The following is a 13,048-nucleotide window of genomic DNA, read 5'->3' as shown; positions in this document are numbered from 1 at the left end:
AGCCGCCGGGGACGTGACGAAACTTCACGCTTTGCGCTAACGGGCGTGCTAGGCTGACCTGGCGTCAATCAAGGAAGGCCGAATCCATGTCCGCAAGTGTCCAGGTGCTCTACCCAGCCAGCGATGGCAGCACGTTCGACCATGACTATTACGTCGGCACCCACATGAAGATGGTTCAGGAGGCTTGGGGCGACCTGATGCAGCAGATCGTGGTCACGAAGGGGGTGGCCGGCGGGCCCGAGACCCCGCCGGGCTATCACGCGGTGGCCACCATGGTCTTTCCTGACGAGGCTGCGATGCAGGCGGCGCTGGGCAAGGCGGGGCCGCTGCTGAAGGACATTCCCAATTTCACCGACACCACGCCGCAGATGCTGATCGGTGAGGTCGTCGGCTGAGGCGCCCGGCTTGACAGGGACGTGACGGGGCCGCAGCGTCGCGCCATGATCCTGTCTTCCGTCATCGAGGCCATCGGCGCGACGCCGCTGGTCGACCTGTCCCGCATTGCCGCCGCCGAGGGGGTCGAGGGGCGTATCCTCGCCAAGCTCGACCACCTGCAGCCGGGCTTTTCAAAGAAGGACCGCGCCGCGCGGACCATGATCGAGCGCGTCCGGGCCAAGGGTACGCTGGCCCCCGGTCAGCCGGTGGTGGAGCTGACCTCGGGCAACATGGGCACCGGGCTGGCCATTGTCTGCGGCGTGCTGGGGCATCCGTTCATCGCGGTGATGAGCGCCGGCAACTCGATCGAGCGGGCGCGCATGATGCGCAGCCTCGGGGCCGAGGTGGTGATCGTCGAACAGGCCCCGGGCGGCGTGCCCGGGCAGGTGACTGGTGCGGACCTTGCACTGGTGGAAGACGCGGCGCGGCGGCTGACGGTCGAACGGGGCGCCTTTCGTGCCGACCAGTTCGCCCATCCCGGCAACCCCGCCGCGCATGAGGACGGCACCGGCCCAGAGATCTGGGAGCAGTCGGGCGGCACGGTCACGGCGTTCTGCGATTTCGCCGGCTCGGGCGGCACGCTGGCGGGCGTGGCGCGGGCGCTGGGGCCGCGCGGGGTGCGCTGCTACGCGGTAGAGCCCGAGGGCGCGCAAGTTCTGGCCGGCAAGGCAGTGGTCCAAGCCGACCACCCGATCCAGGGCGGCGGCTATGCGATGCGCGCGCTGACCCATCTGGAGGGTGTGCCGCTGGCCGGGCACCTGGCCGTCAGCGGCGACGCGGCGCGCGAGGGGGCGCGGGCGCTGGCTCGGCTGGAGGGGATTTTCGGCGGCTACTCGGCTGGCGCGAATCTCGCCGGAGCGCTGCAATTGCTGCGCGGCCCGGAACGGGACGGCACGGTGGCGATCGTCATCTGCGATAGCGGGCTGAAATACCTGTCCACCGACCTTTGGGAGAAGGGTTGAGCGCCGGGATCGCGCTGCTCAAGGCACCTGCACGTAGAGAATGTCGCGCTCGACGCCTTGCACGGTCAGCGCAGCGGCCAGCAGGACGGCCATCAGGCACAGGTTCACGACATTCAACGAGCTTCGCATGCGACCTCCTTTTTTAGATTAAACGTCGCTGGGCCCTGGCCGGTTCACTTTTTTCGGAACTCTTTTCGCGGGTCGGGTTTCGGACCCGCTCGGAGCCTGTCGCCCGGATCCGCCGGGCTTGATCGGGAGGGCGCCGCACTGTATGAACTCCGCCCATGGCAAAGTTCCTCAATGTCGGCGACCGCGCCCGCCTGCGCGAACGCTTTCACGGCGCAACCTTCACGGTGCTTGCCCGTCTATAAGCGCTGCGTGCCGCCCGCCCCGAAGGCGCGGCCTTGCCAGACAGTGACCTGTCACGCCTCCAACTTGACATATTCGCACCGGGAGAGCCCCAATGTGCCCCAAGACCCTCTATGACAAGATCTGGGATGCCCATGTCGTCCACGAGGACGAAGACGGCACCAGCCTTCTTTATATCGATCGCCACCTCGTGCACGAGGTGACCAGCCCGCAGGCCTTCGAAGGGCTGCGCATGGCGGGCCGCACCGTGCGCGCGCCGGACAAGACCATCGCCGTGCCGGATCACAACGTGCCCACCACGGATGGCCGCGACAATCCCGACCAGATGCCCGAGGACAGCCGCATCCAGGTGGCCGCGCTGGACACCAATGCCAAGGAATTCGGCATCCACTACTACCCCGTCTCGGACGTGCGGCAGGGCATCGTGCACATCGTCGGGCCGGAACAGGGCTGGACCCTGCCGGGCATGACGGTCGTCTGCGGTGACAGCCACACCGCCACACATGGTGCCTTCGGCGCGCTGGCCCATGGCATCGGCACCTCCGAGGTCGAGCACGTGCTGGCCACGCAGACGCTGATCCAGAAGAAGTCCAAGAACATGAAGGTCGAGATCACCGGCCAGCTGGCGCCGGGCGTGACCGCCAAGGACATCACCTTGTCGGTGATCGGAGCCACCGGCACCGCCGGCGGCACCGGCTACGTGATCGAGTATTGCGGCGAGGCGATCCGCTCGCTGTCGATGGAAGGCCGGATGACCGTCTGCAACATGGCGATCGAGGGCGGCGCGCGCGCCGGGCTGATCGCCCCGGACGAGACCACCTTCGACTACGTCAAGGGCCGGCCGCACGCCCCCAAGGGCGCCCAGTGGGAGGCCGCGCTGGCCTGGTGGAAGACGCTCTATTCCGATGACGACGCGCATTGGGACAAGGTCGTGACCATCCGCGGAGAGGATATCGCGCCTGTCGTGACCTGGGGCACCTCGCCCGAGGACGTGCTGCCGATCACTGCCGAAGTGCCCGCACCCGAAAGCTTTGCGGGCGGCAAGGTCGAGGCGGCCAAGCGCGCGCTGGCCTATATGGGGCTGGAGCCGGGCCAGAAGCTCAGCGATATCGAGATCGACACGGTGTTCATCGGCTCCTGCACAAATGGCCGGATCGAGGACCTGCGCGCCGCGGCACAGATCCTGAAGGGCAAGAAGGTCAAGGATGGCATGCGCGCCATGGTCGTGCCGGGTTCGGGCCTTGTCCGGGCGCAGGCCGAGGAAGAGGGCCTGGCCGACGTGTTCCGCGAGGCCGGCTTCGAATGGCGCCTTGCGGGTTGCTCGATGTGCCTTGCCATGAACCCCGACCAGCTGTCCGAGGGCGAGCGCTGCGCGTCGACCTCGAACCGCAATTTCGAGGGCCGGCAGGGCTACAAGGGCCGCACGCACCTGGTCTCGCCCGCCATGGCCGCCGCCGCCGCGGTGACCGGCAAGCTGACCGACGTGCGGGACCTGATGTAGCCGTGATGCAACCCCGGCCCGCCGATCCGCGTTGCCCATGCAACACTCTTCTGACGGAGGTGAGACATGGGTCATCGGACCGTATTGGTGATATCCGGCATCCTGCTGATCGTGGGGGGCGTGCTGGCCTTGTTGCTGCCCTTCGCGGCCTCGCTGACCGCGACGCTGATCGTGGGCTGGGCGTTTCTGTTCGCGGGCGCCTTCCACGTGGTCGCGGCCTTCCGGGGCAAGGACAGCCGGGCATGGAACGGCGTTTTCGGGGTGGTCGAGCTGCTGCTGGGCGCCAGCTTCGTGTTCAACCCGCTATCGGGCATGGTCTCGCTGACCATCGTGCTGGGGGCGCTGTTTCTCGCCTCGGGCGTGATGCAGCTGTACCTCGCATGGCAGCGGCGCGGCGCGGACAGCGTCTGGATGATGGGGCTGTCGGGCGTGATCTCGGTCGCGCTGGCGCTTCTGATCGCGTTCAACCTGCTGCAGGCCTCGGCCGCGGTGCCGGGCATTCTGCTCGGGATCGAGCTGATTTCGACCGGCGTGGCCTTCCTGATGCTGCGCCCGCGGCTGGACACGAACATGGACGACGCGCGCACCGCGTAAGCCACGCGGCGCGTTGCACGATCAAGGCGGTGCCGGGCTTTGTCCGGCGCCGTCTTTTGCTGTGTTCAGGCCTCGTTGATCATGCAGACAAAGGGCTGACGGTCGCCCGCGTCGAAGATCAGCGTGCCGGCCGCGGTGATGACCCCGAGGTCGTCATTGCGCAGCACGCCATCCAGCCGCCAGTCCATGTGGGCCGGCTCCAGCTTGCCCTGCAGGTGCTGCATGAAGGCGGTCATCGTCGCATGGGTGGAGCGTTCCAGCACGCCATCCTCGGCCTCGAAGCTGTAGCGCCCTTCGCCGCCACGCTCGCCATGCATCAACACTGCCTTGTAGGTCGCCATCGCGCGGTCCTTTCACCGAAAACTCCCGCACAGCCCTACCCTGCGCGCGTGACGGGAAGACGACATACCGATCCGGGGCGGCGCGTGCCTGCACAGGCGCGCCGCCTTTCCCTGCATGACCCTGTCCTGAGGAGGACCTGATGGAAAAGTTCGAAACGCTCACCGGGATCGCGGCGCCCATGCCGCTGGTCAATATCGACACCGACATGATCATCCCCAAGAAATTCCTGAAGACGATCAAGCGCTCGGGGCTGGGGGTGAACCTGTTCGACGAGATGCGCTATGACCGGCAGGGCAACGAGATCCCCGATTTCGTGCTGAACCAGCCGCAATATCGCGACGCCGAGATCCTTGTCGCCGGCGACAATTTCGGCTGCGGTTCCTCGCGCGAGCATGCGCCGTGGGCGCTGAAGGATTTCGGCATCAAGTCGGTCATCTCGACCAGCTTTGCCGATATCTTCTACAACAACTGCTTCAAGAACGGCATCCTGCCCATCGTCCTGCCGCAAGAGGCGGTCGACGTGCTGATGAAGGACGCCGAGAAGGGCTCCAACGCGCGGATGACCGTGGATCTCGAGGCGCAGACGGTGACCAGCTCGGATGGCGACACCTTCGCCTTCGAGATCGACCCGTTCAAGAAACACTGCCTGATGAACGGGCTCGACGATATCGGCCTGTCGCTGGAAAAGGCCCCGGCCATCGACGCGTTCGAGGCGCAGGCCTCGCAGGCCCGTCCTTGGGTCTAGACGCCCGGTCCTGTTACCCGGGAACTACAGGATGGCAGGCGGCTCCACGGGGCCGCCTGTTGTGCTTGTGGTGGATGAAGAGCGGACCACAAGATATTGGCATGCCCTGACAATTTGATGCGCAGTTTCTTCGCAATCGATGCATTCGGGCACCAGATCGACCGCGTTTTTGCCCGAATCTCCCCCGAGGCTACCCCGCACTGTTGAGCCGGCCGGGGAAAAGGGGCAAAACTTGGGCGATAATGAGGCATGCCGCCACAATCGGCGGTGTCGGACTGGAACAAGGCCGCGGCATCGTATCGCGACCGTCCGGAACGAAAGGGCAGTTCTGTGATCACGCGTATCGTGGCCGCCGCCGCACGGGCGTTACTCGTGGCATTGCTGATCGCAATGCCTGTGGTGCTGCTGCCCGGCGCCTCGTCGGACACGGCACAGATGGTCGCGCTTCTGGCGCTGATCGCGGGCGTGCTGACCTTTGTCGAGTATGTCTCTGATTTTCCATCGCTTCTTGAATTCCGCGACGCCCCGCCCTTCAACCGGATGCGGTTCATCGCGCTGTTCGCGACGGTGCTGGCGCTGACCCTGATCAATCGCGGCGAGGCGCATGCCGACGCGCTGTCCGAGATGCTCTACACCTTCGGCGCGCAGGTCGGTGCAGCGATGGATTTCCCGTTCTCGCCGGTGCGGCTGATGGTTCTGGTCGGCCCCGAGGACGCGCCCGAGGCGCTGCGCGACGCGATCCGCAGCCATGCCGGGCTGGCCTATGTCATCTCGCTGGTGACGCTTCTGTGCTTCGTGGCGCTGGTGCGCCTGCTGGACTGGCCGCTGCAGGGCGGCCCGTTCAATTTCTGGGTCAACCTGCCGCTGTTCGATCCGACGGCGGGCGGAGACGTGCTCTACCGGCTCAAGCGGGATGCCAATGTTAACGTGGCTTTAGGGTTTCTCCTGCCATTCCTGATTCCGGCGATCCTGAAACTCGCCGCGAGCTATGGCACGCCCGTTTCGCTGGGCGCGCCGCATTCGATGATCTGGATGATGAGCGCATGGGCCTTCCTGCCGGCCAGTCTGATCATGCGGGGTGTCGCCCTGATGCGCATCGCCGACCTGATCGAGGAAAAGCGCCGCCGCGCCTATGCACAGGCGCGCGTACAAGCGGCCTGAGTCTACTCCTTCTAGGCCTGCTGACCTGCATGGCCGTGGCCGACACGCTGCGGCTGGCCACCTGGCATGGCGATTTCAGCCGCAAGGGGCCGGGGTTGCTGGTCAAGGCGCTGGCGGGTGAGGATCCGGTGCCGGGGCTCGACCTGCTGGCCGAGACGGGCGCCGATGTCCTTCTGCTCACACAGATCGACTACGATGCGGGCCATGTGGCGCTGGGCCTGTTGCAATCCCGGCTTTTCGCGCTCGGGCTGGAATACAGCCATGTTTACGCCGCGCGGCCCAACACCGGTAGGGCGACGGGCCGCGACCTGGATGGTGACGGGCGGCGCGGCGGGCCGCGGGATGCGCAGGGTTTCGGCTGGTTTGCCGGACAGGGCGGCATGGCTGTGCTGTCGCGCCACCCGCTGCGCGCCATGCAGGATCTCTCAGGCCTGCTCTGGCGCGACCTGCCGGACAGCGCGATGCGCGCGGACGATCTCGGCCATGACATCCAGCGCCTGTCCAGCGCCGCGCATTGGCATCTGCGGGTGGAGACGCCGGACGGGTCGCTCGACCTGCTGACGCTCGCGGCAACGCCGCCGGTCTTCGACGGGCCCGAGGATCGGAATGGCCGGCGCAACCGGGACGAGGTGCTGCTTTGGGCGCATGTGATCGATGGCCGGCTGGGCACGCCGCCGGACGCGCCCTTTGCCGTGATCGGCAATCTCAACCTCGACCCCGCGCGCGGAGACGGGATCCGATCGGCCCCGCAGCGGTTGCTGGTCCACCCGAGGCTGCAGGATCCGCTGCCCGGACAGCCCACGGTGACATGGGACAGCACGGGCCCGATGCGGGTCAGCTACGTGCTGCCCGACAGGCAATTGCGGGTGGCCGGGGCCGGTGTCACTTCGCCGGCAGAGGGGGCCGGGCCCCATGGTCTTGTCTGGGTTGACTTGGTCCTGCCGGAACAACCGTCCCAATTGCCCGAGCCGGAGCCTCCTCCACCGGGGTGATGGGGGTCTCAGGCAGCAGTGCGCCTATGGTTTCACCGTTCAGATGATGCGGTTTCGACCAGAGATACCGCATCTCCAGCATTTCCCGCGCCATGGGTCAGATTGGACGGGCGAGCTGCACCGGCCACCACGCCATGCGTTTGACGCGAATCTCGCGCCCCAGCGCAGCGCCGGGAGTTGGGGCCATCTCGCGCCCGGTCAGGGCTGATATTGCAGGAGATGCGCAAGATCAAGCTGGAGGCCCGGTGCGACGGGGTGAGTGCCGAGCGTCCTCTGCCCGGAATGCCCCTGCCCAGCGGGCTGGGCAGGCGGCGATGCGGCACAACCCTTCGGCAGGCGCGTCTTGGACGCGCCCACCAAGGGGCTGGCCCGCTGATGCCGTGGGCTCAGTAGGCCGCGGCGTTGGGGCCGTCGACCGCCTCGAGCTTGGTGCCGCCGTCATGTTCGGCCAGTGCGCCAGTATAGCTGCCGCGCGGCGGGTAACCCTTGTCCAGGCGGAACTTGACCGCGGCCAGCACATCCTCGAAGGGCGGGCGGGCAAAGGGGAAGGACTGCACCCAGCTGGCATAGACCGTGCCGTCGGGCAGCAGGTAGAAGATGCCCGGCTCGTTGAAGAGCGGTGGTTCGGACGAACCCTCGCGGGCCTGTGACAGGTGCAGGCCCCAGTCGCGCGCCTCTGTCATCGACAGGTCATGCGCGATGCGCAACTGCTTGGCGCCGGCCTCCTCGGCGGTCTGCCGGGCCTTGTCGCGGGTGTCGCCGCTGATCGCCACGACGGCGATGTCCAGCTCGGCCGCTTTGTCCAGCAGCCCCTCGATCTCGCCCAGCTGGGTCTTGCAGATCGGGCAGTGCAGCCCGCGGTAGAAGACCACGACCGCGCCGTTCGGGCCAAGGTCGCGCGACGTGTCGAAACCGTTGCCGTCCAGCGTGGGCAGCGAGAGCGCGGGGAAGGGTTGGGTGGGGGTCAGCATTCAGGTCTCCTCTGGTGTCCCGTATGGATCGCATTGACCTGCCAACACCCGCGGTCTAACCCCGTTCCATCACGAAATCAGGAGGTCCGCCCATGTCCAACCCCTCGCTTCTCATCCTGCCCGGTGACGGCATCGGCCCCGAGGTCATGACCGAGGTGCGCAAGGTCATCGACTGGTACGGCACCAAGCGGGACATGGCCTTCGACGTGAGCGAGGACCTCGTGGGCGGCAGCGCCTACGACGCGCATGGCACGCCGCTGACCGATGCCACCATGGCCAAGGCGCAAGAGGTCGACGCCGTCCTGCTGGGCGCCGTGGGCGGGCCGAAATACGACGCGCTGGATTTCAGCGTGAAGCCCGAGCGCGGCCTGCTGCGCCTGCGCAAGGAGATGGACCTGTTCGCCAACCTGCGCCCGGCCCAGTGCTTTGACGCGCTGGCCGATTTCTCGTCGCTCAAGCGCGACGTGGTGGCCGGGCTCGACATCGTCATCGTGCGCGAGCTGACCAGCGGCATCTATTTCGGCGAGCCGCGCGGCATCATCGAGGACGGCAACGAGCGCGTCGGCATCAACACCCAACGCTATACCGAATCCGAGATCGACCGCGTCGCCCGCAATGCTTTCGAGTTGGCCATGCGCCGCAACCGCAAGCTCTGCTCGATGGAAAAGGCCAATGTCATGGAATCGGGCGTGCTCTGGCGCGAGGTCGTGACCGAGGTGGGCAAGGACTACCCCGAGGTCGAGCTGAGCCACATGTATGCCGATGCCGGCGCCATGCAGCTGTGCCGCTGGCCCAAGCAGTTCGACGTGATCGTGACCGACAACCTGTTCGGCGACCTGCTGTCGGATGCCGCCGCGATGCTGACCGGCAGCCTGGGCATGCTGCCCTCGGCCAGCCTGGGCGCGCCCATGGCCAATGGCCGGCCCAAGGCGCTCTACGAGCCGGTGCACGGCTCGGCCCCCGACATCGCCGGCCAGGGAAAGGCCAACCCGATCGCCTGCATCCTCAGCTTTGCCATGGCGCTGCGCTACAGCTTCGACGCCGGCGACGAGGCGACGCGCCTGGAGCAGGCGGTCGAGAAAGTGCTGGCCGACGGTCTGCGCACGGCCGACCTGCTGGGCGAGGAGGGCGCGCAGCCCGTCTCGACCGCCGAGATGGGCGATGCCATCGTCGCGGCGCTCGACGCCTCGCTCTGAGGCTGCGGGCAGGGGGGGGGGCACGGGCGTCCGGCCCTTGCAACGGGTCGCACGCTGTGGCTAGCGTGCGGCCATCAGTGAACACAGGTCCCTGTCATGTCCCCCAATGCACGCGGCGCGCTGCTGGCGCTTCTGGCGTTCGGCAGCTTCTCGACCCACGACGTGATCGTGAAGTCGCTGGGTGCAAGCTACAACCCGGTCCAGATCGTCTTCTTCAGCGTGCTGTTCGGCTTTCCGCTGGTCACGCTGATGCTGATCCGCGATGCCAAGCCGGGCCACCTGCGCCCGGTACATCCCTGGTGGGTGCTGGCACGGACCGTGGCCACGATCGCGACCGGGCTGTCGGCCTTCTACGCCTTCTCGGTCCTGCCGTTGGCGCAGGTCTATGCCATCATCTTCGCCGCGCCGCTGCTGATCACCATCCTCGCGATTCCCATCCTGGGCGAGACGGTGCGCCTGCGCCGTTGGATCGCGGTGATCGTCGGGCTGGTGGGGGTGATCGTGGTGCTGCGCCCCGGCACGACCGAGCTGGGTCTCGGCCACATGGCCGCACTGGTCGCCGCGGCGGGCAGCGCGCTGGCCTCGGTCATCGTGCGCAAGATCGGGCAGGACGAGCGCAGCGTTGTGCTGCTGCTCTACCCGATGCTGGCCAATTTCATCCTGATGGGCGCGGCGCTGCCGCTGGTCTACGAGCCGATGCCGATCCTGCATCTGGGCGGGCTGGCCGTCATGTCGATCCTCGCCTTCATCGCCTCGGCGCTGGTGATCATGGCCTATCGCTCCGGCGAGGCGGTGATCGTGGCGCCGATGCAGTATTCCCAGATCCTCTGGGCGACGCTCTACGGCACCCTGTTCTTCGGCGAGTTTCCCGATCTCTGGACCGCCGCCGGCGCGGGCATCATCATCGCCAGCGGGGTCTACATCGTGCTGCGTGAAGGCCGCCAGAGCGCCAGCTCCGCCACCCCGGTGCTGCAGATCCGCTCGCGCTTCGAGACGGGCACCGTGCCGCGCGTGCAGTTCTTCGGACGCGATCTGTTCAAGCGGTCGAAAAACGACGATTGAGCCTTGCCAAACCGCGCGGCCTCCGCTAAGCCGCGCGACACGGTCGGAGTGTAGCTCAGCCTGGTAGAGCACTGTCTTCGGGAGGCAGGGGCCGTGAGTTCGAATCTCGCCACTCCGACCAAATCGCCGATGCGATAGCTTGTCCTGGAAACAGCATTCAACGTGCCTTCGAGATGATCCACGCGGAACTTGGCGTGCTGTTTTCCAAAATCTCGACCTGCGCGACGCGCGGCTGCAAGCCCGTCTGTCTGACCGCTGGAAGCGCGCCATCGCGCAACCCCCAGTTGGGGCTTGGCGGAAAACGGTGGCGGGGGTACACCCGGGGTCCCGAGCTGAAGGAGATCGCCCTTGGATCAGGTTGCCGACCGCATTTCCCGCACCATCGCGCAGGACATCGCCGCCAAGCCCCGGCAGGTGGAGGCCGCGATTGCGCTGCTGGACGGGGGCGCCACGGTGCCCTTCGTCGCGCGTTACCGCAAGGAGGCGACCGGCGGGCTGGATGACACGCAGCTGCGCCTGCTGTCGGACCGGCTGGGCTATCTCCGCGAGATGGAGAGCCGGCGCAAGACGATCCGGGCCGAGATCGACAAGCAGGGCAAGCTGACCGAGGCGCTCGACCGTGCCATCGCCAAGGCCGACACCAAGGCGGCGCTGGAAGACATCTACCTGCCCTACAAGCCCAAGCGTCGCACCAAGGCGATGATCGCGCGCGAGAACGGGCTGGAGCCGCTGCTGCGCGGCATCCAGGCCGACCGGGGCGCCGATCCGCAGGCGCTGGCCGCGGCCTACACGGGCGGCAAGGTCGAGACGGTCAAGGTCGCGCTGGACGGCGCGCGCGACATCTTGGCGGAAGAGCTGACCGAGAATGCCGACCTGCTGGGCCGACTGCGCCAGTTCATGCGCGACGAGGCGCAGATCTCGGCCCGGGTGCTGCCGGGCAAGGAAGAGGCGGGGGCGAAGTTCTCGGATTATTTCGACCATCGCGAGCCCTGGTCCAAGATCCCCTCGCACCGGGCGCTGGCGCTGCTGCGCGCCGCCAACGAGGAGATCGTCTCGCTCGAGATCGCGCCCGAGCCCGAGGAGGGCGTGGCCCGTGCCGTGGGCATGGTGGCGCAGGCCGTGGGCATCAAGGGCGACGGGCCGGGCGATCGCTGGCTGCGCGACGCGGCTGCCTGGACCTGGCGGATCAAGCTGTCGCTGTCGATGTATGTCGACCTGCTGGGCGAGCTGCGCAAGCGCGCCCACGAGGACGCCATCGCGGTCTTTGCTCGCAACCTCAAGGATCTATTGCTGGCCGCGCCGGCGGGCGCCAAGCCGGTGCTGGGGTTGGATCCCGGCATCCGGACCGGGGTCAAGGCGGCGGTGGTGGATGCCACCGGCAAGCTGCTCGAGACGGCGACGCTCTATCCCTTCGCGCCCCGGCGCGACCTGCGCGGGGCCGAGGCCAAGGTGATCGAGCTGGTGCGCCGCCATGGCGTGGCGCTGGTCGCCATCGGCAATGGCACGGCCAGCCGCGAGACCGAGCGTTTCGTGGCCGACACGCTCAAGCTTCTGCCGCAGGGGGTGGCCGCGCCCTCCAAGGTGGTGGTCTCCGAGGCCGGCGCCTCGGTCTATTCCGCCTCGGAACTGGCCGCGCGCGAGTTTCCCGATCTCGACGTGTCGCTGCGCGGCGCGGTGTCGATCGCGCGGCGCCTGCAGGATCCGCTGGCCGAGCTGGTCAAGATCGAACCCAAGAGCATCGGCGTCGGCCAGTACCAGCACGACGTGGACCAGCGGCGCCTGGGCCAGGCGCTGGAGGCGGTGGTCGAGGACGCGGTGAACGCCGTCGGCGTCGACCTGAACACTGCCTCGGCGCCGCTGCTGACCCATGTCGCCGGGCTGGGCCCGTCGCTGGCACAATCGGTCGTGGCCTATCGCGACGAGACCGGCGCCTTTCCGACGCGCAAGGCGCTGCTCAAGGTGCCGGGGCTGGGGCCCAAGGCGTTCGAGCAATGCGCGGGCTTTTTGCGCATCCGCGACGGCAAGGAGCCGCTGGACGCCTCCTCGGTCCACCCCGAGGCCTATGACGTGGCGCGGCGCATCGTGACGGCCTGCGGTCGCGATATCCGCGCGATCATGGGCCACCCCGAGGCGCTGAAGGGCGTGTCGGCCGAGCGCTTCGTCGACGACCGCTTCGGCCTGCCCACGGTGCGCGACATCCTGGCCGAGCTGGAAAAGCCCGGCCGCGACCCGCGCCCCTCGTTCAAGACCGCGCGCTTTGCCGACGGGGTCGAGGATATCAAGGATCTCAAGCCCGGCATGCGGCTGGAGGGCACGGTAACGAACGTGGCGGCTTTCGGGGCCTTCGTGGATGTGGGCGTGCACCAGGACGGGCTGGTCCATGTCAGCCAGTTGGCCGACCGCTTCGTCAAGGACCCGCACGAGGTGGTCAAGGCGGGCGACGTGGTTTCGGTCCGCGTGACCGAAGTGGACGTAGCGCGCAAGCGGATCGGCCTGTCCATGCGCAAGGACAGTGGCGGCAAGTCAGGCAACGGGTCGACGGACAGGCCGGCGCGGGGCGGGCCGGCACGCAAGGGCGGTGGCGCGCCCAAGGGACACCGCGACAAGGAGACCAAACAGGGCGACGGCGCGCTGGGGGCCGCGCTGAAGGCGGCGATGAAGAAGCGCTAGGCGGGGCATCGGCCCGCCGCTGCCCCGCGCCTTGCTTGCAGTCTAGGC

Annotated in this window: 12 protein-coding genes and 1 tRNA gene; 11 read left to right on the top strand and 2 right to left on the bottom strand. The window is 67.6% G+C overall.

What is annotated here, in order from left to right:
* The first annotated feature begins 86 nt into the window (after nt 1–86).
* From AVJ23_RS11615 to AVJ23_RS11600, 4 genes are all read left to right on the top strand, one after another.
* Nucleotides 87–395 (top strand): EthD family reductase, encoded by a 309-nt coding sequence (locus AVJ23_RS11615; RefSeq protein WP_058862359.1) that lies wholly within the window; start codon nt 87–89, stop codon nt 393–395.
* A 45-nt stretch (nt 396–440) separates the two neighbouring features.
* Nucleotides 441–1,397: a PLP-dependent cysteine synthase family protein gene (locus AVJ23_RS11610; RefSeq protein ID WP_058862358.1), complete on the top strand. Its 957-nt coding sequence runs from the start codon at nt 441–443 to the stop codon at nt 1,395–1,397.
* Nucleotides 1,398–1,860: 463 nt separating this feature from the next.
* Complete coding sequence (gene leuC, locus AVJ23_RS11605; protein WP_058862357.1) at nt 1,861–3,267, top strand: 3-isopropylmalate dehydratase large subunit; 1,407 nt, start codon at nt 1,861–1,863, stop codon at nt 3,265–3,267.
* A 66-nt stretch (nt 3,268–3,333) separates the two neighbouring features.
* Nucleotides 3,334–3,861: an HdeD family acid-resistance protein gene (locus tag AVJ23_RS11600; protein WP_084794519.1), complete on the top strand. Its 528-nt coding sequence runs from the start codon at nt 3,334–3,336 to the stop codon at nt 3,859–3,861.
* A 65-nt stretch (nt 3,862–3,926) separates the two neighbouring features.
* On the opposite strand, the gene AVJ23_RS11595 is transcribed toward AVJ23_RS11600, so the two are convergent.
* Nucleotides 3,927–4,202, bottom strand: a complete 276-nt coding sequence (locus AVJ23_RS11595; RefSeq protein WP_058862355.1) for a hypothetical protein — start codon at nt 4,200–4,202, stop codon at nt 3,927–3,929.
* 140 nt (nt 4,203–4,342) lie between these two features.
* On the opposite strand from AVJ23_RS11595, the gene leuD reads away from it, so the two are divergent.
* The 3 genes from leuD to AVJ23_RS11580 all read left to right on the top strand — a co-directional run bounded on the left by leuD (nt 4,343) and on the right by AVJ23_RS11580 (nt 7,101).
* Nucleotides 4,343–4,948 (top strand): 3-isopropylmalate dehydratase small subunit, encoded by a 606-nt coding sequence (gene leuD, locus AVJ23_RS11590; RefSeq protein WP_058862354.1) that lies wholly within the window; start codon nt 4,343–4,345, stop codon nt 4,946–4,948.
* A 330-nt stretch (nt 4,949–5,278) separates the two neighbouring features.
* The gene (locus AVJ23_RS11585; protein WP_058862353.1) at nt 5,279–6,109 is read left to right on the top strand and encodes a hypothetical protein; all 831 of its coding nucleotides are present in this window, start codon (nt 5,279–5,281) and stop codon (nt 6,107–6,109) included.
* 29 nt (nt 6,110–6,138) lie between these two features.
* Nucleotides 6,139–7,101 (top strand): endonuclease/exonuclease/phosphatase family protein, encoded by a 963-nt coding sequence (locus tag AVJ23_RS11580; RefSeq protein ID WP_205626854.1) that lies wholly within the window; start codon nt 6,139–6,141, stop codon nt 7,099–7,101.
* A gap of 386 nt (nt 7,102–7,487) precedes the next feature.
* Here the strand turns inward: AVJ23_RS11580 and AVJ23_RS11575 are convergent, their stop codons facing one another.
* Entirely contained in the window at nt 7,488–8,072 is a 585-nt protein-coding gene (locus tag AVJ23_RS11575; RefSeq protein ID WP_084794518.1) for a peroxiredoxin-like family protein, read from the bottom strand.
* A gap of 92 nt (nt 8,073–8,164) precedes the next feature.
* Here AVJ23_RS11575 and leuB point away from each other — a divergent pair, with 92 nt between their 5' ends.
* The 4 genes from leuB (at nt 8,165) to AVJ23_RS11555 (ending at nt 13,000) form a co-directional block, all read left to right on the top strand.
* Entirely contained in the window at nt 8,165–9,268 is a 1,104-nt protein-coding gene (gene leuB / locus AVJ23_RS11570; protein WP_058862352.1) for a 3-isopropylmalate dehydrogenase, read from the top strand.
* 96 nt (nt 9,269–9,364) lie between these two features.
* On the top strand, nt 9,365–10,330 hold the full coding sequence (locus AVJ23_RS11565) for a DMT family transporter (RefSeq protein ID WP_058862351.1): 966 nt from the start codon (nt 9,365–9,367) through the stop codon (nt 10,328–10,330).
* Nucleotides 10,331–10,374: 44 nt separating this feature from the next.
* Nucleotides 10,375–10,451, top strand: a tRNA-Pro gene (locus AVJ23_RS11560).
* 227 nt (nt 10,452–10,678) lie between these two features.
* Nucleotides 10,679–13,000: a Tex family protein gene (locus tag AVJ23_RS11555; protein WP_058862350.1), complete on the top strand. Its 2,322-nt coding sequence runs from the start codon at nt 10,679–10,681 to the stop codon at nt 12,998–13,000.
* Nucleotides 13,001–13,048 lie beyond the last annotated feature (48 nt).

The organism is Pseudoponticoccus marisrubri (assembly GCF_001482405.1).
Classification (GTDB): Bacteria; Pseudomonadota; Alphaproteobacteria; order Rhodobacterales; family Rhodobacteraceae; genus Pseudoponticoccus; species Pseudoponticoccus marisrubri.
The sequence above is the reverse complement of the archived record's forward strand: the minus strand, read 5'-3'. Positions and strand labels throughout refer to the sequence as shown.